Source organism: Bradyrhizobium sp. CB2312 (assembly GCF_029714425.1).
In the GTDB taxonomy this organism is placed as follows: Bacteria; Pseudomonadota; Alphaproteobacteria; order Rhizobiales; family Xanthobacteraceae; genus Bradyrhizobium.
In genome coordinates, this window is sequence record NZ_CP121668.1 from 6854151 (window position 1) to 6872231 (window position 18081).

At 64.2% G+C, this 18081-nt stretch carries 19 protein-coding genes and 1 pseudogene; 12 read left to right on the plus strand and 8 right to left on the minus strand.

All coding sequences use genetic code 11. From position 1 onward, the window contains the following. Positions 1-52: 52 nt before the first annotated feature. Together QA642_RS33450 and QA642_RS33455 are read right to left on the minus strand one after the other, a co-directional pair. Complete coding sequence (locus QA642_RS33450) at positions 53-718, minus strand: response regulator transcription factor (RefSeq protein WP_018315821.1); 666 nt, start codon at positions 716-718, stop codon at positions 53-55. Between the two features lie 225 nt (positions 719-943). Then, positions 944-1099, minus strand: coding sequence for a hypothetical protein (locus tag QA642_RS33455; RefSeq protein WP_162832009.1), 156 nt, complete (start codon positions 1097-1099; stop codon positions 944-946). 236 nt (positions 1100-1335) lie between these two features. Here QA642_RS33455 and QA642_RS33460 point away from each other — a divergent pair, with 236 nt between their 5' ends. From QA642_RS33460 to QA642_RS33480, 5 genes are all read left to right on the plus strand, one after another. Further along, entirely contained in the window at positions 1336-2316 is a 981-nt protein-coding gene (locus tag QA642_RS33460; protein ID WP_283080691.1) for a Ku protein, read from the plus strand. A gap of 59 nt (positions 2317-2375) precedes the next feature. Continuing rightward, positions 2376-2612, plus strand: a complete 237-nt coding sequence (locus QA642_RS33465; protein ID WP_283080692.1) for a hypothetical protein — start codon at positions 2376-2378, stop codon at positions 2610-2612. Between the two features lie 202 nt (positions 2613-2814). Continuing rightward, positions 2815-2997 carry a hypothetical protein gene (locus QA642_RS33470; RefSeq protein ID WP_283080693.1) on the plus strand — a complete coding sequence of 61 codons (183 nt, stop codon included), beginning with the start codon at positions 2815-2817 and terminating at the stop codon, positions 2995-2997. Between the two features lie 191 nt (positions 2998-3188). Beyond that, entirely contained in the window at positions 3189-3353 is a 165-nt protein-coding gene (locus tag QA642_RS33475) for a Flp family type IVb pilin (protein ID WP_283080694.1), read from the plus strand. A 192-nt stretch (positions 3354-3545) separates the two neighbouring features. Continuing rightward, entirely contained in the window at positions 3546-3968 is a 423-nt protein-coding gene (locus tag QA642_RS33480; RefSeq protein ID WP_283080695.1) for a hypothetical protein, read from the plus strand. Between the two features lie 14 nt (positions 3969-3982). On the opposite strand, the gene QA642_RS33485 is transcribed toward QA642_RS33480, so the two are convergent. The 6 genes from QA642_RS33485 to QA642_RS33510 all read right to left on the minus strand — a co-directional run bounded on the left by QA642_RS33485 (position 3983) and on the right by QA642_RS33510 (position 9577). Continuing rightward, the gene (locus tag QA642_RS33485) at positions 3983-4288 is read right to left on the minus strand and encodes a putative quinol monooxygenase (protein WP_283080696.1); all 306 of its coding nucleotides are present in this window, start codon (positions 4286-4288) and stop codon (positions 3983-3985) included. Between the two features lie 91 nt (positions 4289-4379). After that, on the minus strand, positions 4380-5057 hold the full coding sequence (locus tag QA642_RS33490) for a type 1 glutamine amidotransferase domain-containing protein (RefSeq protein ID WP_283080697.1): 678 nt from the start codon (positions 5055-5057) through the stop codon (positions 4380-4382). A gap of 126 nt (positions 5058-5183) precedes the next feature. Further along, positions 5184-5828, minus strand: a complete 645-nt coding sequence (locus tag QA642_RS33495; RefSeq protein ID WP_283080698.1) for a hypothetical protein — start codon at positions 5826-5828, stop codon at positions 5184-5186. Positions 5829-5837: 9 nt separating this feature from the next. Beyond that, a complete protein-coding gene (locus QA642_RS33500; RefSeq protein WP_349253804.1) occupies positions 5838-8093 on the minus strand; it encodes a molybdopterin cofactor-binding domain-containing protein in 2256 nt (751 codons plus the stop codon). A 1-nt stretch (position 8094) separates the two neighbouring features. Beyond that, entirely contained in the window at positions 8095-8559 is a 465-nt protein-coding gene (locus tag QA642_RS33505) for a (2Fe-2S)-binding protein (RefSeq protein ID WP_283080700.1), read from the minus strand. 82 nt (positions 8560-8641) lie between these two features. After that, on the minus strand, positions 8642-9577 hold the full coding sequence (locus tag QA642_RS33510) for an AraC family transcriptional regulator (RefSeq protein ID WP_283080701.1): 936 nt from the start codon (positions 9575-9577) through the stop codon (positions 8642-8644). 339 nt (positions 9578-9916) lie between these two features. Here QA642_RS33510 and QA642_RS33515 point away from each other — a divergent pair, with 339 nt between their 5' ends. The 7 genes and pseudogenes from QA642_RS33515 to QA642_RS33545 all read left to right on the plus strand — a co-directional run bounded on the left by QA642_RS33515 (position 9917) and on the right by QA642_RS33545 (position 18005). Continuing rightward, the gene (locus QA642_RS33515) at positions 9917-10672 is read left to right on the plus strand and encodes an alpha/beta hydrolase (RefSeq protein ID WP_283080702.1); all 756 of its coding nucleotides are present in this window, start codon (positions 9917-9919) and stop codon (positions 10670-10672) included. 53 nt (positions 10673-10725) lie between these two features. After that, positions 10726-11739 (plus strand): aldo/keto reductase, encoded by a 1014-nt coding sequence (locus QA642_RS33520; RefSeq protein WP_283080703.1) that lies wholly within the window; start codon positions 10726-10728, stop codon positions 11737-11739. Positions 11740-12049: 310 nt separating this feature from the next. Then, positions 12050-12118: pseudogene (locus tag QA642_RS33525) on the plus strand (lactoylglutathione lyase); the annotation flags it as partial. A gap of 52 nt (positions 12119-12170) precedes the next feature. Then, positions 12171-12686 (plus strand): lactoylglutathione lyase, encoded by a 516-nt coding sequence (locus QA642_RS33530; RefSeq protein WP_283087154.1) that lies wholly within the window; start codon positions 12171-12173, stop codon positions 12684-12686. A gap of 76 nt (positions 12687-12762) precedes the next feature. Continuing rightward, the gene (locus QA642_RS33535; protein WP_283080704.1) at positions 12763-13185 is read left to right on the plus strand and encodes a putative quinol monooxygenase; all 423 of its coding nucleotides are present in this window, start codon (positions 12763-12765) and stop codon (positions 13183-13185) included. Between the two features lie 145 nt (positions 13186-13330). Further along, positions 13331-16261 (plus strand): winged helix-turn-helix domain-containing protein, encoded by a 2931-nt coding sequence (locus tag QA642_RS33540; protein ID WP_283080705.1) that lies wholly within the window; start codon positions 13331-13333, stop codon positions 16259-16261. A 109-nt stretch (positions 16262-16370) separates the two neighbouring features. Then, complete coding sequence (locus QA642_RS33545; RefSeq protein WP_283080706.1) at positions 16371-18005, plus strand: thiamine pyrophosphate-requiring protein; 1635 nt, start codon at positions 16371-16373, stop codon at positions 18003-18005. Positions 18006-18081 lie beyond the last annotated feature (76 nt).

An 18081-nucleotide genomic window follows, 5' to 3' on the forward strand; every position in this document is an offset into this window, starting at 1 on the left:
CATGACCGGACCAAGGCCCCTGTTCGGGCTGCCCGTCAAGCCCGAGAGGGCCTCAGGCGGCCGGCGGGGTCAGGAGATAGCCGAGCCCGCGGACGGTCTGGATGATGTCGACGTCGAGCTTCTTGCGGATGCGGCCGACGAAGACCTCGATGGTGTTGGAGTCGCGGTCGAAATCCTGGTCGTAGAGATGCTCGACGAGCTCGGTGCGGGAGACGACGCGCCCGGAATGATGCATCAGATAGGCCAGAAGCCGATATTCGTGCGAGGTCATCTTGACCGGGTTGCCCGATACGCTGACCCGGCCGGTCCTGGTGTCGAGCGTGACGGGGCCGCAAGAGAGCTCACTCTGGGCGTGGCCGGTGGAGCGGCGCAGCAGGGCGCGGATGCGCGCCAACACCTCCTCCAGATGGAACGGCTTTGCGACATAATCGTCGGCGCCGGCATCGAAGCCCTGGACCTTGTCGCTCCAGCGGTCGCGCGCTGTGAGGATCAGCACCGGCATGGTGCGGCCGTTGCGGCGCCATGCCTCCAGCACCGAGATGCCGTCTTTCTTCGGCAGGCCGATGTCGAGCACGACGGCGTCGTAGGGCTCGTTGTCGCCGAGATAATGCCCCTCCTCTCCGTCGAAGGCGCGATCGACGACGTAGCCGGCGTCGGTCAGCGCCTTGGTGAGCTGGCGATTGAGATCGGGGTCGTCCTCAACAACGAGCAGGCGCACGTTTCTCTCCAGAGATTGGCCGCATCAACTGCGCCAGAGATGAGCAATTCCGGCGTGAACTGAATATGAACGCGGGGAACTGCCTGCGTTACTTTTTAGTCATATACTAACAACGCGCCGACGCGACTGCGCCCGCCGGGCCACCGGATGAGCCGGGGCATGGCGAGCGCAATGTGCCGCTTTGCGCGGCGAGTCGGAAGGGTCTGAACGCCTCGACGTCGGCCGTCAGGTCCGGAAGAACACGAACCAGACGACGGCGAGGATCAGGATCGCCAGTCCGGTCGAGATGGCGAGCAGCGCGGCCACCGAAGGTCCGGGCTCGCCCTGGCGGGCCTCGGTCGGAGTTTCGACGATCCGGTTCTGCTCTCGCGTGGTTGCCATGATGCCCTCAATCTCTGGATGTCGCCTCCGATGGCCGGCGACCATGTCGCAGCCCCGTGTCCGGAGCCAACGCCCGATCCGATATGATGTTCCGGCTTTTGCCGCGGACTGAGGCAGCAACCGCGCGCTCAGCAGCCGGTTAACGCAGTTGCAAGATTCCGCGTCGTGCCTTGCTATGATTCGGTGTTCCCCGATGGTATCCTTGTCTGCTGTCCCCGTTGCGTTTGGAGTAGCCCATGGCCCCCCGCGCCAATTGGAAGGGTTTTCTGCGTCTGTCGCTCGTGACCTGCCCGGTCGCGCTGTATCCGGCCACTTCGGATACCGAGAAGGTCTCGTTCAACCAGATCAACCGCAAGACAGGCCACCGGATCAAGTATCTGAAGGTCGACGCCGAGACCGGTGACGAGGTGACCTCCGAGGACATCGTCAAGGGCTACAAGGTCGACACCGATACCTATATCGAGGTCACCAAGGACGAGCTCGACGACATCGCGCTCGATTCCACGCACACGATCGACATCGACGAGTTCGTGCCGAAGGCCGACATCGACAACCGCTATCTGATCCGCCCCTATTATCTCGTGCCCGACGGAAAGGTCGGCCACGACGCCTATGCGGTGATCCGCGAGACCATCCGCAGCATGGACAAGGTCGCGATCGGCCGCGTGGTGCTGACCAACCGCGAGCACATCATCGCGCTGGAGCCGCTCGAGAGCGGCCTGATGGGCACGCTGCTGCGCTATCCCTACGAGGTCCGCAGCGAGACCGAATATTTCGACGACATCCAGGACGTGAAGCTGACCAAGGACATGCTCGACCTTGCCAAGCACATCGTCGAAAAGAAGTCCGGCGCGTTCGAGCCCGAGCTGTTCGAGGACCATTACGAGAGCGCGCTGATCGACCTCATCAACAAGAAGCGCAGCGGCATGCCCATCGCCGCAAAGGCCACGCCAAAGACCAGCGGCAACGTCATCAGCCTGATGGACGCGCTGAAAAAGAGCATCGCGAACGAGAAGGATACAGCTCCCGCGGCGAAGGCCGCCAAGGAGGCGGTCAAGGGCAAGAAGCCGAAGAAGCGCGTCGAGGGCCAGCGCGAGATGCTGCTGCCGATATCAGGCAAGGGCGGCAAGGACGCTGCTGCGAAGACGGCGAAGGAGCCTGCGAGGAAGGCCGACAAGCCGGTGCGCGCGCCGGCGCGCGCGAAGAAGGCCGGCTAGCGGCATCACACCGTCGCATCGCGCAGTGATCTCTCCCCTCGCCGATCGGCCGGCCTGACATGCCCTGGTCGGCGGCGTTCGACGATCCCATTGCCTTGCGCGGCGGGCGCAAGCTGCGGACGCTGCAGGAGGCGGCCGATCACATCATGCGGCTGCCCGAGGACGCGCAGCACGCCCCTCATTGGCAGACCGCGATCGAGACGCTGATCCATGCGGCCGAGACCGGCGGCGGATGGATGATGTTCGCGCGCATCGCGATGTTGCGGGCGCTGAACGCGGACGCCGGCCGCAGCTAGGCGCTGTGTCGCGTGCAGGATGCTGCGCTCGCGTTCCTCGTGACCCGTCTCGCGAACAGCCTCAACAATCCGTTAAGCCCGCATTGTGGTTTTCGCCTGCTCTCGGACGACGCCACGTAATCCTACGGAAGACAAAATTAACCTTCGATTCCCGCTGCTCAGCGCATGGTCGCATCGTCGATTGAACCCGGGGGTTGCACCCGTGCCGCAGCAGGACGCCAGAAAGAACTACATCGGCCTCGTCAACGACACGGCCGAGGACGAGCGCCTCACCGGCGGCGCCGCGCAGTTGCAGCCGCGCGTCATGAGCTATCTGGTCGGGCGCCTTGCAGCGGTGCTGAAACGCTCCGGCAAGGCCGCGCCAGGGCGGTCGATCGCGTCCTGAACGGAGACAGCGTCAAATCCAGCCAAAGCCGGTGAGGAAACCTTAAGTCAACGAATGGCACGTATATGGCCGCAGGCAGGAAGCATCCCGCCTGCCCTTTTGCGCGCGCACGCGCCCCGAAAGTTAGTGAATCAATTTACCATTCCGAAAACGGCGCCAGCCTACGTTGGACGGATGAACAGGAGTTGACGATGACTTTGCTCAGGTCATTTCTTGCCGATGAACATGGTGCCACCGCCATCGAGTATTGCCTGATCGCCGCCGGCATCGCGCTCGCGATCGTCACCATCGTCAACAACACCGGCAGCGCGCTCCTCAACAACAAGTTCAACTCGGTCAGCTCGGCGATAAAGTAACGGCCGCTGTGGCCTGACGCGACGCCCCCTGCACGCTCGTCGGAGCCCGCCGGGTAGAGCGAAGCAAACTCCCCATTTCCGTCACCTTTGGCAGCCATTTGGGTGCTGATATTCTTCAGCACGGCATGACGCGAGCCGTCATGCTCTCGATCATTGAACCAAGGTTGTTTGAGGATGCCGATGAGACGCACGATGGTTCTGGCTGTCAGCCTCGCGTTTGTCGGCCTCTGGCCGCAGGACGGCGCGAAAGCACAGACCGCACCGCCGGTTTCGCTTGCTCCGCCGCAAGCGTCGCCGCCCCAAGGGTCGCAGCAGCAGGCATCGCCACCGCCAGCAAGCGCCAGGAATTCCCGGCCCAAGCGCGATCCTGCCTTGGTGGCCGCGCCCGGCGGAGAGGCTTCGAAGCCCGTGATTGGCGGTTTTCCGGCATCGCCCAATCCCGCCGCCGACTACGATGGCTTCAGCGTCGGCACTGAGGACAACGACACCCACGGTCAGGTGTCGCCGCCGGCCCGGTCACGCGGGGCAAGGAGCGGCTCCACGGACCCGGACTCGTTCGATCCGGAGGATGAGGCGTTGAAGCGAAAGCTGACGATCTGCAAAAACTGCAAATAGGTTGCTGACGCCGTTCACCGGCCCCCAACCTCGACCGCTTCCAAGACCACCGCCGTCCGATCAGCCAGCTCGGGAATTTTGGCCAGGTAGGCCTGGTAATGCGGCGTGGTTCGGTGAGCTTCCACGGCCGCAACGTCCCGATACAGCTCGTCGAGAACGTAGCGATCTTCATTCGATATGTCGCGCCAGACATCCCAGTGCAAGTTGCCAGGTTCGGCCCTGGAGTGCGGTGCCATGCCGGCAAGCAGTGCCCTGAGTTCAGCGGACTTGCCCGGGCGAGCAACCAGGATAGCGGTGATCTTGGATGGCGATTGCGTCATTCGACAGCTCCTGATGCGAGGGCAGGCGCGGCTTGGGAGATGCCGAGCCCCCTCGCGAATTGCGTTCACTCCGAGATTTCAGATGTTCGCGTCACCGGTCCTGTCGCTTGAGGGCGGAGAGCAACTCTTTTCCCAGCAGTCCGGCCGAAGCGGGGTTCTGCCCCGTGATGAGCCGGCCGTCGACGACGACGTGAGGCTGCCAGTTGGCGACAGACGAGTACTCGGCGCCCTCTGCCCTTAACGCGTCCTCGAGCTCGTAAGGCACATCCTCGCGGGCGTAATCGTACTCTTCCTTCTTTGAGAAGGACGTGAGCTTCTTGCCGCGCACGAAAGGGCTGCCGTCACCAAGGTCAACGCCAAGCAGCGCGCACGGCCCGTGACAGACAGCGCTGACGAGCTTGCCAGTGCTCCAGGCGCGCACGATGGCATTCTGGACCGCTGCGTTGCGCTGGATGTCCACCATGGGCCCGAGACCGCCGGGCACCAGAATGGCGTCGTAATCGGCGGCATCCACCTCGGACAATTTGCGACTGTGATTTAGGCGACGAAAGGCTTTACTCGCGAGGAAATCCTTCTGAGCGGGATCTTTCTCGTCGTACGCATCGTAAGGCGTCCATCCCCCGGCCGGGGACGCGAACTCCACCGCGACCCCGGCCTTGTCGAGCACCTCGAAAGGATGGGCGACCTCGGCGAAAAAGAAGCCGACCTTGCGATTATGCGGACCGAGCACGGCTGCGTTGGTGACGATGAAGAGGACATGTTGGGTCATGGGTTTCTCCTTTGGATAAGGCCTTGCATTCAGGCGGCCAGAGCACCATTGCTGGCCGACCAACAACTTTGCTGTCGGGATGCTGTCCCAACCATTGGGATCACGTTGACGCGACGCGGAGACGCCTCACTCCGGACAGGGCTGCCCCGCGGCGCCCCACAGCGCCATGTCCTTGACGTGATCCTCGAAGGTGCCCGGTGGCGTGGAGCGGCCTGCGCCGGGCGACCAGCCGCGGGGAATGAAGCCGTTCAATGACGCATCGTGCCGCAGGTGATCGAGGAGACCTGCGGCATCGCGCCCGCCATTGCGCGTGGGATCCTTCAGCTGCGCGCAGATCTCGGCCCCGCTCTTGCCGAACCAGATGAAGGCGACCGGCGCGAGCTGCCAGTCGATGCCGGCGCGCGGCGGCGACGGTGCCGGCTCGTTCGCCTGGGTCGAGGTCATGTGGCAGGTCGAGCACGGGATCGCCTCCGCACCGATCCGGCTCTCGCCGCCATGGATGTTCATGCCATGGACGCGCGGTTTGGTTTCCCCTGCCGGCGTCCAGATCGGGATCGCCTTGGCATCGACATGGCAATTGGCGCAGCGCGGATGCGTCACCACCGCCTCGATGCGCTTCCAGGCCAAAAGCCCCTCGGCGCGGCTGACGCTGCCCGCCGGCAGCACATCCCTGGCACCTTCCTTGGCACCTTCGTCCTTGGCCGCGACAATTCCGGTGAGAGCCGCGATCGTGGACGCGGCGAGGACGAGCGCAATCAGAGACGTCTTCATTGCTGATCCTCACACGAAATCGATGAACTTGTTGAAGGGCATTTCGCGGATCCGCAGTCCGGTCGCAGCGAAGATCGCGTTGGCGAGCGCGGGCGCGGCGGGAGGAACCGGCGGCTCTCCGACGCCTCGCACTTTCGGATCGTTCTCGAGCCCGCGCACCTCGATGACCGGACATTGGTAGATCCGCATCGCTTCGTGGTGGTTGTAGTTGGTCTGCTGCACCGCGCCCTTGGCGTAGGTGAGCTCGCAATTGATGGCGTGGCCGAGCCCCCAGACGACGCCGCCCTGCACCTGGTTCTCGAAATTGACGGGATCGACGACCTTGCCGACGTCAACCGCGACCCAGACCTTGTCGATCCTGATGCCACGATCGGTCTTCGTCACTTCGACGACTTCGGCCACCGGCGTTCCGAAGGATTCAACGAACGCGACGCCCCGCCCTCTGCCGTTACCGAGCGGTCCCTTCCAGTCCGACATCTCCGCGACCGTCTCCAGCACCTTGCGATAGGTCGGCACAGTGCACATCGCGATGCGCGCCTTCATCGGATCGAGGCCGGCGGCATGGATCAGCTCGTCGATGAAGCTTTCGGTGAAGAAGCCCGATGTCGAGGCGCCGACCGACCGCCACGTCGTGCTCGGCGAAAGCCCCTGCGCCTCGTAGCTCGTGGCGCGGAAATTGGGGATGTCGTAATAGACGTTCCACAGGCCGGCGGCCAATTGCCCGTCGGGATCCTTCGACGGCGTGCCCGAACGCTCGAGCAGCCCTTTGAGCGGAGTGGTCGAGGCCAGTTGCAGGTCGGCCGCGACGATCTTGCCCTTGTCGACGGTCCCTGTGTGCCGGGCGATCGCAATCTGCCGCGGAATGTCCTGGAGGAAATCCTCCTCGCGCGAGAACACGAGCTTGATCGGCGTTCCCTTCATCTGATTGGCGATCTCGGCGAGAACGCGGACGTTCTCGTATTCGAGACGGTGGCCAAAGCTTCCGCCAGTCCACTGATTGTGGAAAGTGACCTGCTCCGGCTTGAGGCCGATCGCCGTCGCCGCGACATACTGCACGAAGCGAGGGCTCTGATGGCCGACCCAGATCTCCATGCCCTTATCGGTGACGAGACCGATCCCGTTGAGCGGCTCGAGCGGCTGATGCGCCACGTAAGGAGCGCGATACTCGGCCTCGACGCGCGTGCCCGTCTTCAGCCCGGTTTCAATATCGCCGATCTTCTTCCACTCCTTGCCAAGGAATTCCGGCTTGAACGAGGATTCCAGCACCTTCCAATGGTCGGCCTGCTCGGCGGGATAGGCCGAGGGTGCCCACTCGCAAGCGATGGCGTCGACCGCGTTCATGGCGTACCAGCTGTTCGTCGCGATCACCGCGACGCCATTCTTGATTTCGAGGATCTTCTTGACCCCCGGCATCGCGTGCGCCTTGCCGGCATCGTAGGATTTCAGCGGCTGCCCCTTGTTGGGGTTCAGCTTGACGGAGGCATAGAGCATGCCGTCCATTTTCATATCGATGCCGAACTTCAACTCGCCCATCACTTTCGAGCGGACGTCGAGCCGCATCATCGGCTTGCCGAGCATGCGCCATTTGGACGGGTCGCGCGGCTGTGCATCGAGCACCGGCGGAATTTTTGAAGCGTCCGCGGCGAGATCGACATAGGCGATCTTCTTGCCATCGGGCAGGATCACATGGCCGGACTGGGTGCGGAGGTCGGCCATGGCCACGCCCGCGCGCTTGGCCGCAGCGGCCTTCAGCGTCTCGCGTGCCACCGCGCCGGCAACACGCAGCTTTTGATAGGTGTCCGGAATCGAGCTCGATCCACCCGTCATTTGCAAGCCGGCTTGTCGCAACCATTCGAGCGTCTTGGCACGCGCTTCCTCGGCGGCCGGGCTCTGGTCCGCGGCCACGAACGGCGCGAACTCGTCGGCGAAGCCCGTGTTGAAATAGGCGGGACTGGGACCAGCGAAGCGGATCTCGAACTGGCCGGGATCGAGGTCCATCTCCTCGGCGATCATGATCGGCTGCACGGAGCCGACGCCCTGGCCGATGTCGGCGTGCTGTGCGATCAGCGTGATCTTATCCGGGCTGATCTCGACCCAGGGATTGAAGGTCACCGAGTTCGGGGCGAGGCCCGCGGCCAGCGGATTGCCATCGGCGCTCGGCGCGGCCGCTTCGGCAGGACTATAGGCACCAAAGGCAATGCCGCCGGCGACGGTAGCGGAGCCGAAAACGAAAGCCCGACGCGAAAGGGTCTGCATGTGGCCCATCTCACTTCTCCGCAATCTTCTTGGCCGCCGCCGCATGGATCGCCGCGCGGATGCGCGGATAGGTGCCGCAGCGGCAGAGATTACCGGACATCACCTGATTGATCTGCTCGTCGGTCGGCTTGGAGATCCGCGCAAGAAGCGAGATCGCCTGCATGATCTGTCCGGTCTGGCAGTAGCCGCATTGCGGCACCTGATGCTCGATCCAGGCCTGCAGGACCGGGTGCTGGTCCTTGTTGTCCAGGCCTTCCAGCGTGACGACCGATTTGCCCGCGACCTCGCCGATATGCGACTGACAGGACCGCACCGCCTTGCCGTCGATGTGAACGGTGCAGGCCCCGCATTGCGCGACCCCGCAGCCGTATTTGGCACTGGTGATGCCGAGCTCGTCGCGCAGCACCCAGAGCAGAGGCATCTCGGGAACGACGTCGACCTGGCGCTTGATCCCGTTCACCGTGAGTTCGATCATGTCGATATATCCCCTTGCGGATCTGGTCGGCACACCAGCACTGCCCGATGCAGGCTGGGCAGTATTTCCGAATCCTGCGGGATCATGCACAATCCCTGCGGAATGCCGTATTGGCACGATCGGCTTTCACGTCAGCCTGGCCGCAGCACAATTCGCGATATTGCCCCGGCGTGAGGCTTGCGGCCTTGCGGAACACGCGCGTGAAATTGGCCTGCGAGCCGAAGCCGAACGCCAGCGCGATTTCGACCAGCGACAAGCGGTCGCGTGCGAGTTCGTGCCGCGCAGCCTGGACGCGGCGATCGGTCACATAACGGTGCGGTGACAACCCGGTCGCTTCGCGAAACAGCCGGGAGAAATGATAGGGACTGAGGCAGGCCTGGGCCGCCAGATCTTCGAGCCTGATATCGCTGCCGAGAGAAGCCTCGATATAGTCCAGCACGCGCTGGAGGCGCCGCGAGTCGAGCGACGGCGACTTGTCGGGCGCGCGCCAGCGGTCGATCGTATAGTTCCCCAGAAGGTGCGCTGCGAGCGCAACCTGGATTCCCTCCACGAAAAACGCATCGGTCGGCTGGCGCGGGCGATGAAGCAGATCGCGAAGCGGCGAGCAGATGTGGAACAGCACCTGGTCCGTCAGACCGTGCGCGTAGGCGATCTCGACTTTCGCCGGATCGATATCGAAATCCGCGAGCGCACTCTGGTCCAGCAGCGCCGGCGGCAGATAGAGATGAAGGCATTCCATCCGATCCGACAGTTCGAGATGGCTCTCCTGCGTCCCCACAGGCACGAGGTAGCTCATGCCCGGCCGCGCGAGACTTTTCTGGACTTCACCATTGCCGATCCGGCACACCATGCCGCCACCTGACAGCACCATGACGATTTCGGTGCAGATGGGGACGGGCGTTGCCTGGCGTCCCGCCTCGAACCTGCGATGCTCGATGCTCAGTCCCGGCCAATCGCTCGCCGCCGCGAGCTTCTCGCTGTTCTTGTATTTATCATCTCCATGCGTCACGAGTGCCATCACGACCTCCGCAAGTTGCGGCGAATCCCGGCCCCATATCGCAAGCGAGCGATCATTCCATCCGGTGGTGAGTTGCAGCCCCGGCCGCTGCCACGCCGATCTGCGAATTTGTCACAAGCGGCGATGACGAAGTCCAGAGGCCGCGCGGTTAAAAGAGGTAAAAGGCAGGCAAAGCAAAGGCTTGGCGCGCGGCGCGCTTTCGCTTCGAAAGCGGATTTCTCCGCGAATGAGCAAGATGCGTCGGTCATCGCGCAGGAATCGGAAATATCGCAATGCTCGCCTGCGCTAGTGAAGGGGTGATCAACGGCAATGCCGCCGTATCAAGGATCGGAGCCTGGTATGAAGTCGCTTATCTTTACGCTTGCTGCAATGTCGATCGCAGCGGCCGCCCCCGCTGTCGCGGCCGAGAGGCCCGTCTCCATCGTCCTTGTCCACGGCGCCTTCGTCGATGGCTCGGGCTGGAAGGACACCTACGACATCCTCTCGAAGGCCGGCTATGAAGTGCTCGTCGTCCAGCAGCCGACGATCTCGCTTCGAGACGACGTCGCGGAAACCGAGCGCGTGATCGCTAAGGCGCGGCATCCGGTCATTCTCGTCGGGCATTCCTATGGTGGAATGGTCATCACGGAAGCCGGCGACAATCCGAAGGTTCGCAGCCTGGTCTATCTCGCGGCATATGCTCCCGATGTCGGGGAGTCGGTCAGCACGCTGTCGGAAGCACCCGTGCCGCCCGGCGAGCACAAGGGTCCGCTGGTCACTGAGGGCAATTATCTCTTCGTCGAGCGCGATAAATTCCCGAGCTCCTTCGCCGCCGGTGTCGACCCGGCCACGACCCGCTTCATGGCTGCGGCGCAATTGCCGTTTGGACTGCAGGCGGTGCAGACCAAGGTCGAGCGCGTGGCCTGGAAGACGAAGCCGACCTATTACATGGTGACGATGGAGGATCACATTATCCCTCCGAGCTTGCTGCGCACCATGGCCAAGCGCTCGGGCGCGAAGGTGACGGAGATCAAAAGCAGCCACGCGGTGATGCTGTCGCATCCGCGCGAGGTCGCGGCGTTCATCAGAAGCGCAGACACCTCCGCGGCCGACTGAGACCGGCCGCGCCGCGCAGGAATCGTTTCGGCTGTCATACAAGGACTCGCAACATGGCTCTCAAAAATATTCTGCCGGGGAAGCTGGGTTTCGGTGCGGCGCCGCTCGGCAACATGTTCCGCGACATCCCGGAGCAGGAAGCGCTCGCGACGGTGAATGCGGCCTGGGACGACGGCATCCGCTATTTCGACACCGCGCCCTTCTATGGCGCGGGTCTTGCCGAGATCCGCATGGGCACCGCGCTCGCCGGCCGGCCGCGAAGCGACTACGTCGTCAGCACCAAGGTCGGACGCCTGATCCTGGACGAGATCGAGGATGTTAGCGCCCGCGACCTCGGCGAAAAGGGTGGCGTGTTCAAATACGGGCGCCCGAACAGGATCGTGAACGACTATTCCGGGGACGCGACGCTGCGCTCGATCGAAGATAGTCTGAAGCGGCTCGCTACCTCCCACATCGACATCGCCTTCGTGCACGACGTCGCGCAGGACTTTTACGGCGACGAATGGCTTTCGGTCTTCGAAACCGCACGCAAGGGCGCGTTCAAGGCGCTCGACCGGCTGCGCGACGAGGGCGTGATCAAGGCGTGGGGCCTCGGCGTCAACCGGGTCGAGCCGATCGAGCTGCTGCTCGCGCTCGAAGAGCCGCGCCCCGACGGCTTCCTGCTCGCAGGCCGCTACACGCTGCTCGACCATGCAAGGGCGCTGCAACGGGTGATGCCGATGGTTGCGGAGCACGAGCTCGCGATCGTCGTCGGCGGCCCCTACAGTTCGGGCGCGCTCGTCGGCGGTCCGAACTTCGAATATGCCCCCGCACCTCCGGAGATCCTCGACAAGGTGGCGCGGATCAAGGCAATCGCCGATCGCTACGGCATCAGCATGAAGGCGGCCGGCTTGCAGTTCGCGCTCGCCAATCCGGTTGTGGCGGCCGTGATTCCCGGCGCGAGCCGCCCGAGCCGCATCGCCGAGGATCGCGCCGCGCTTGAAGAAGCCATCCCCGCCGACTTCTGGCGCGAGCTCCGTTCGGAAGGGCTCGTCAATCCCGCAGCTCCGCTTCCCGTCGCCGATTGAGGCTCCGGGAGCGCAGCGGACTCATCCCGGCCGAGCGCTGCTCCGGCCGGAAGGACAACACACGCCAATCCACCTGATGATGACGGAGAGCGACATGACGGATGAAGCAGACAACGCTACCAACATGGGTCGCCGCACCCTGCTCCAGACAGCCGGCGCAGCCGTCGTCACCGGCCTCGTCGCCGGCACGGCGACCGACGCGCGGGCCGCAGCGCAGGACGCCGGCGGCATGTCGTCAGCCGCGCGCGATGAGGCGCCGCTCGGCGCGCGGCTCCAGGGCGTCCAGCATTTCGGGTTGACGGTCCAGAACATGGAACGGGCCTATCAGTTCTATACGGAGGTGCTCGGCGGCACAGAGGTGTTCCGTCACGGCGACTTCCAGGGCGACGGCGTGCAGAACACGCTGCTGGCCGACCAGGAGATCGAGGCGAATGCGCGCGGGGGTCAATCCCAGGACCATCGGCGTTCCCGACCTCAGAAGCGGTGCGCAGAGGCTCGATGTCCGCTTCATCCAGTTCGACAACATGGTGCTCGAACTGCTGCAATATCGCGAAGCCGATCAGCCGATGGGCAGTGCGAAGAGCTTTGCCGAGCCGGTGGAGCACATGAGCCCGGCATTTCCGCGCATGATGCACATCTGCTTCTACGTTCGCGACGATGTCGACTTCAACAAGTTCATCGCCGACCTCGAAGCCGAATCCGCGCGCCGCGGCATGACGCAGGTGCGAGCGAACCGCACCATCCGCGTCATGACGGAAGCAGAGCGCAAGGCGACGCCCCGCAGCGCCAACACGAACCGGGTCACCGCGGAACCCTCGAACGGCTGGGAGCTGATCTATTGCAAGGGGCCCGAGGGCGAGCAGCTCGAATTCGTCAAAGCGCTCGGCCCGGTCAAGCAGCGTTTCAGCGAGGCCCTGGCAAAGCGGCAGCAGACGATCGTGCGCTGACCCGCCAAACCTCGGGCAACCGGCGTCCGCTGGTCGCCCGGCAAGACGCCCCGATCGCAATGTGAAGGACTTCATCATGCAAACCCTCATCCGCAATTCGCTTGGCGCCCTGCTCTTCGCTGCGTCGATGGCCATGACAGCGGCACCAATCGTCGCCCAGGAAGCTCCGCGCGTGCGCTACCAGGAAATTCCGGAAGGCGCCTATTCGGTGGTGGCCCAGATCCGCGCCAAGCCAGGGAAGGAAGAGGAACTGCGCACCGCCACACTGCCACTGATTGACCTCGTTCGCGGCGATCCCAAGAACCTGGTCTATTTTCTGCAGGAAGACCGCGCCAAACCCGGGCACTTCATCTTCTACGAGGTGTTCGCCAGCCAGGCCGATTTCGACGCGCATAACGCGATGCCTTATGTGCAGGCGTGGTTCGCCAGGCTTCCGGAACTTGCCGATGGCGGCGTCGAGGTCATGCGCATGGCAGTTCTTGGCAGGCCACCAAAATAGCCCAAACCCCGCGCGAGCGGTTTTGTCGCAGCCGTCCTGCGGGCAAGCGCCCGCAGGATTCGTGCGAATTCAGAACGGCTCACTTCAACAAGTTTGCAGCGCGTGATAATTGCAGGCGATCTGTTCGATCGATTGGCAATGATCAATGCGGGCTGCCACGGAGACACGGCAACGGGGCACACGCCGGCAGGAACTCACCTACTGCTTCGGTCCGTTTCGACTGGTTCCCAGCCGACAGCTCCTCCTGCTCGACGGGCGCCCCGTCAAACTGGGCGGACGCGCATTCGAGCTCTTGCAGCTGCTGGTGCAGCGCTGCGGCGAGCTGGTCAGCAAGAATGAGCTGATGGCGGCGGCCTGGCCGGGCACCTTCCTCCACGACAGCAATCTCAAGGTCAACATGTGGAGCTTGCGGCGTTCGCTGGGAGATACCCAGATCGAGCCCGCCTACATCGCGACCGTGGCGCGCCGCGGGTACAAGTTCATCGCCGACGTCCAAGCCAGCATCGGCGAGATCGAGGACGATCCGGGGCTGGCCGATCCCCTCCCCTTGCCCAATCCGCCATTGTTGCGCGACATCGTTGGCCGTGAAACGGAGATCGTCGAAATCGCCGACCTGTTGGCCGACAACAGGCACGTGACCCTTGCTGGCGCAGGCGGGATCGGCAAGACAACCGTGGCCGTCGCGGCCGCACGGACCTACGCGCCACACTGCCGGGACGGCATCTGCTTCGTCGACCTCGCGACAATTTCCGATCCGACGCTGTTCGGCGCGGCGCTGGTGACGGCACTGGGCATCAGAGGCAATACCGACAATGGCCTGGCGGCGGCCCTCGATTATCTGAGGCCGCGGCAGATGCTGCTCATCCTGGACAATTGCGAGCATGTGCTGCCCGCTGCCACGATCTTTGCCGCCAAGTTCCTGACGGACACCTCGCCGTCCAGGCTGCTCGCGACCAGCCGCGAGCCGCTCGGCACCGCCACCGAGCATGTCGTGCGGCTTGGTTCCCTGGCCTCACCGAAATCCGGCCTTGCCCTGACCGTCGATGAGGCCCTGAGATTCCCGGCGGTGCAGCTGTTCGTCCGCCGCGCCGCCGAATGGTCGGACTATCAGTTCGCTGATGACGATTGCGAGGACGTCGCCTCGATCTGCCAATCGCTCGACGGCCTTCCGCTGGCGATCGAACTGGCGGCGGCCCAGATCGGCAGGTTCAATCCTCGCGAATTGGTGGCGCTGCTCGATCAAAAGCTGGGTTTCCGCGCCCCCAGCGCCGACGGTACGCCGCCGCGTCATGAAACCCTGATGACGACGATTGACTGGAGCTTCCGTCTGCTGTCGCAGAAGGAAGCGAGACTGTTTTGCCTGCTGTCGGTGTTCAGTGACGCCTTTGACGCCGAGGACGCGGTTTTCGTCGCCGAGGCCGCGGGGCTCATCCCGATCGACGTCGTCACCGGCCTTGGCAGTCTCGTCGCCAAATCGCTGTTGAGCGCGCAGACGCGGGGCGCGAGCCTGCGCTATCGGCTGCTCGACAGCACACGGCGGTATGCCGCCGAGCGGCGCAAGGGCGATCCGGCCTGCGACCAGGCGCTGCGCCGCCATGCACAATGCGTCCTCGCGCTGTTCGAACGGTCCGAGGAGGAGTGGAACTGGCGCGAGCCGGCTGATTGGACCCAGCGCTATCTCGGCCGCATCGCCGACTTGCGAGCTGCGCTGTCATGGGCATTTGGCGAACAAGGCGATGCCGCCCTCGGAATCAGGCTCACGGTTGCGGCGATCACCTTGTGGTCGGAAACCTCCATCCTGTCGGAAGCGCAGGCACGGTTGGAGGACGCGCTCGCGTTGGCCAAGACGGTCGCGTGCGACGATCTGCCAAAGGCAAAGCTCGCCTGCGCCCTTGGATGGAGCCTGTTCTACGCGCGTAAAATGTCGAATGAGAACGAGGTTGCCTGGCTCGACGCCATCGCCTTTGCGCGGCGGGCCGGCAACATCGAATATCAGCAGCGCGCGCTGGTGGGTTTTTCCTTTTATCTGTTGCAGATCGGCCAGATCCCGCGCGCCATAACCCATCTCGAGGAGGCCACCGCGCTCGCCGACCGCGCCCGCGATTTGACGGCAACATCCGAAGCGGATCGGGCCTTGGCCTGGGCCCGCGCCTTTGCCGGCGAGTTGAGCAAGAGCCGCCCGGTTCTGGATCGTCTTGCGGCAACCTATTCGCTGGCCGAGGGCCGTTCGCGCAAGGATGCGAACGAGGTCTACCGGTTCATCACCGTCCGCTTCAACCTGCCCTTCGTGGCGTGGATGCAAGGGCAACCCGACTATGCGGCAAGGCTAGCCCGCGACGCGGTCGACGCCGCGGACCGCGGCGGCCATTGGGTGTCGCAGTCGAACGCGCTGGGGCTTGCCGCGCTGCCTGTCGCCCTCGAAACCGGCAATCTGGATGCGCTCGAGGGCTTCACGATGCGGCTGCGTCGCAACCTGGAACGTGAGCGCATCTCGCGCTGGGTCCCGGTCGAGCGCTATTTCTCCGCCTGCCTTCGCGACTTGCGTGGCGATCCGCGCGCGGTGGAGGACATTCGCGCCGCAATCGACGAACTGATCGAATCTCGCTTCCTGATGCGGATCGGCAGCTATCTCGCGGTTCTCGCCCGCGCCTATCTGCGGCAGGGGCGGATCGCGGAGGCGTGCAAGGTCATCACGCGGGCGATCGACCATCAGGAACGTCAGGGCGAGCGCTGGTGCCGGTCGGAACTTCAACGAGTCGAAGCAGCGGTCCTTCTCCACGCCGGCGAGCCGCTGCGCGCCGAGCAGCGGCTACAGCAGGCACTCGCCGAAGCGCGCGCCATCGGCGCGATGACCTTCGCGTTGCGCATCTCCACAGACCTGGCCGCGCACTGGATTGCGACCGGCCGCAGGCCCAAGGCTGTTCGCCTGCTCGCCCCGATTTATGATGAGTTCACCGAGGGCTTCGAGACGCCGGATCTAGTGGCTGCTTCGCGCCTGCTGCAGCGCATGCGGTCGACGCCGGGCGGCTGCGGCCATTATCGCCAGCCGGGGCCGATGCACGCTCGCGGTGCATAGCTGGCCTACCGCCGCGTTCACCGCGCGCGCTTTACCCTTCCCGCATTTCCTGATCCTCTCTCTTCAACTAGCCGGGACCAACCGGCCTCGCCAGGGAGAGAGAGACGCCATGAAGCTCGGCACCGCCATTGCGGAAATCATGAGGCGCGAGGGGATCGAGATCCTCTGCGGCTATCCCGTCAATCATCTGATCGAGCACGCGGCCAAGGCCGAGATCCGCCCGGTGATGGTGCGGCAGGAGCGCGTCGGCATCCACATGGCGGATGCGATCTCGCGCCTGACGTCGGGACGCACGATCGGCGCGTTCTGCATGCAGCATGGACCAGGCGCGGAGAATGCGATGGGCGGCGTCGCGCAGTGCTTCGGCGAGTCCGTGCCCGTGCTGGTGTTGCCGATGGGCTATCAGCGCCGGCTCTCGCATATCGAGCCGAACTTCAATTCCAGCGAGGCGATGAAGCCGTTCGCAAAATCCTCGGAGCCGATCATCCTGGCCACGGAGGTAGGCAACATCTTTCGCCGCGCCTTCACGAAACTGAAGAACGGCCGCGGCGGCCCTGTGATCGTCGAGATTCCCTCCGACATGTGGAACGAGGAGGTGCCGGAGCCGCTGAACTACACGCCGGTACTGCGCACCCGCTACGGCGCCGATCCTGTGCATGTGAAGGAGGCAGCAAGCCTGCTCGTGAATGCAAGACGGCCGGTGATCTATGCCGGCCAGGGCGTGCATTACGCGCAGGCCTGGCCGCAGCTGAAACGACTCGCCGAGCGGCTCGCCATTCCCGTCACCACCAGCTTGGGTGGCAAATCGGCGTTCCCGGAGACCCATCCGCTCTCGCTCGGCTCCGGCGGCCTCGCCGTGCCGCGCGCGGTCCCGAAATTCCTCGCCGAGGCCGACGTCATCTTCGGCATCGGCTGCTCCTTCACCGAGACCAATTTCGGCATCGCGATGCCGAAGGGCAAGACCATCATCCATTCGACGCTCGATCCGAACCATCTCAACAAGGATGTCGAGGCTCAAATCGGCCTCGTCGGCGATGCCGGGCTCGTGCTCGATGCGCTGCTGGAGGAGATCGGCATGACCGTCACCGCTGATCGCGATGCCTCAACCGTCGCGACCGAGATCGCCGCCTCGCACAAGGAATGGCTGGCGAAATGGATGCCGAAACTGACCAGCAATGACGCGCCGCTCAGCCCCTATCGCGTGCTGTGGGACCTGCAACACACCGTCGACGTCAACAACACCATCATCACCCATGATGCCGGCAGCCCGCGCGACCAGCTCTCGCCGTTCTGGAGATCGGTCGAGCCCCTCACCTATCTCGGCTGGGGCAAGACGACCCAGCTCGGTTATGGCCTGGGTCTCGCGATGGGCGCCAAACTGGCAAAGCCCGACAAGCTCTGCATCAATGTCTGGGGTGACGCGGCCATCGGCTTCACCGGCATGGATTTCGAGACCGCGGTGCGCGAGCGCATCCCGATCATGTCGATCCTGCTGAATAATTTCTCGATGGCGATCGAACTGAAGGTGATGCCGGTCTCGACCGAGAAATATCGCTCGACCGACATCTCCGGCGACTACGCCGCGATGGCGCGCGCCTTCGGCGGCTATGGCGAGCGGGTAACGAAGCCCGAGGACATCATCCCCGCGATCAAGCGCGGCATCCAGAAGACGCAGGAGGGCATCCCCGTGCTGCTGGAGTTCATCACCAGCAAGGAGACCGAGGTGTCGCGGCCGGGTACGTGAGGCCGGGTCTCACTGCGGGCGCTGGCTCCGGCCGCAGAAGATGTGATAATCCGCCTTGGTGCCGCGCGGGCCGCGG

Excerpts from the sequence above, each read along its gene's own strand:
- QA642_RS33480 (WP_283080695.1), top strand. The coding sequence starts at position 3,546 with ATGGTTCTGGCTGTCAGCCTCGCGTTTGTCGGCCTCTGGCCGCAGGAC.
- QA642_RS33505 (WP_283080700.1), bottom strand. The coding sequence starts at position 8,559 with ATGATCGAACTCACGGTGAACGGGATCAAGCGCCAGGTCGACGTCGTT.
- QA642_RS33465 (WP_283080692.1), top strand. The coding sequence starts at position 2,376 with ATGCCCTGGTCGGCGGCGTTCGACGATCCCATTGCCTTGCGCGGCGGG.
- QA642_RS33460 (WP_283080691.1), top strand. The coding sequence starts at position 1,336 with ATGGCCCCCCGCGCCAATTGGAAGGGTTTTCTGCGTCTGTCGCTCGTG.
- QA642_RS33530 (WP_283087154.1), top strand. The coding sequence starts at position 12,171 with ATGCGCGCGGGGGTCAATCCCAGGACCATCGGCGTTCCCGACCTCAGA.
- QA642_RS33535 (WP_283080704.1), top strand. The coding sequence starts at position 12,763 with ATGCAAACCCTCATCCGCAATTCGCTTGGCGCCCTGCTCTTCGCTGCG.
- QA642_RS33490 (WP_283080697.1), bottom strand. The coding sequence starts at position 5,057 with ATGACCCAACATGTCCTCTTCATCGTCACCAACGCAGCCGTGCTCGGT.
- QA642_RS33545 (WP_283080706.1), top strand. The coding sequence starts at position 16,371 with ATGAAGCTCGGCACCGCCATTGCGGAAATCATGAGGCGCGAGGGGATC.
- QA642_RS33455 (WP_162832009.1), bottom strand. The coding sequence starts at position 1,099 with ATGGCAACCACGCGAGAGCAGAACCGGATCGTCGAAACTCCGACCGAG.
- QA642_RS33510 (WP_283080701.1), bottom strand. The coding sequence starts at position 9,577 with ATGGCACTCGTGACGCATGGAGATGATAAATACAAGAACAGCGAGAAG.
- QA642_RS33520 (WP_283080703.1), top strand. The coding sequence starts at position 10,726 with ATGGCTCTCAAAAATATTCTGCCGGGGAAGCTGGGTTTCGGTGCGGCG.
- QA642_RS33475 (WP_283080694.1), top strand. The coding sequence starts at position 3,189 with ATGACTTTGCTCAGGTCATTTCTTGCCGATGAACATGGTGCCACCGCC.
- QA642_RS33500 (WP_349253804.1), bottom strand. The coding sequence starts at position 8,093 with ATGGGCCACATGCAGACCCTTTCGCGTCGGGCTTTCGTTTTCGGCTCC.
- QA642_RS33515 (WP_283080702.1), top strand. The coding sequence starts at position 9,917 with ATGAAGTCGCTTATCTTTACGCTTGCTGCAATGTCGATCGCAGCGGCC.
- QA642_RS33485 (WP_283080696.1), bottom strand. The coding sequence starts at position 4,288 with ATGACGCAATCGCCATCCAAGATCACCGCTATCCTGGTTGCTCGCCCG.
- QA642_RS33495 (WP_283080698.1), bottom strand. The coding sequence starts at position 5,828 with ATGAAGACGTCTCTGATTGCGCTCGTCCTCGCCGCGTCCACGATCGCG.
- QA642_RS33540 (WP_283080705.1), top strand. The coding sequence starts at position 13,331 with ATGCGGGCTGCCACGGAGACACGGCAACGGGGCACACGCCGGCAGGAA.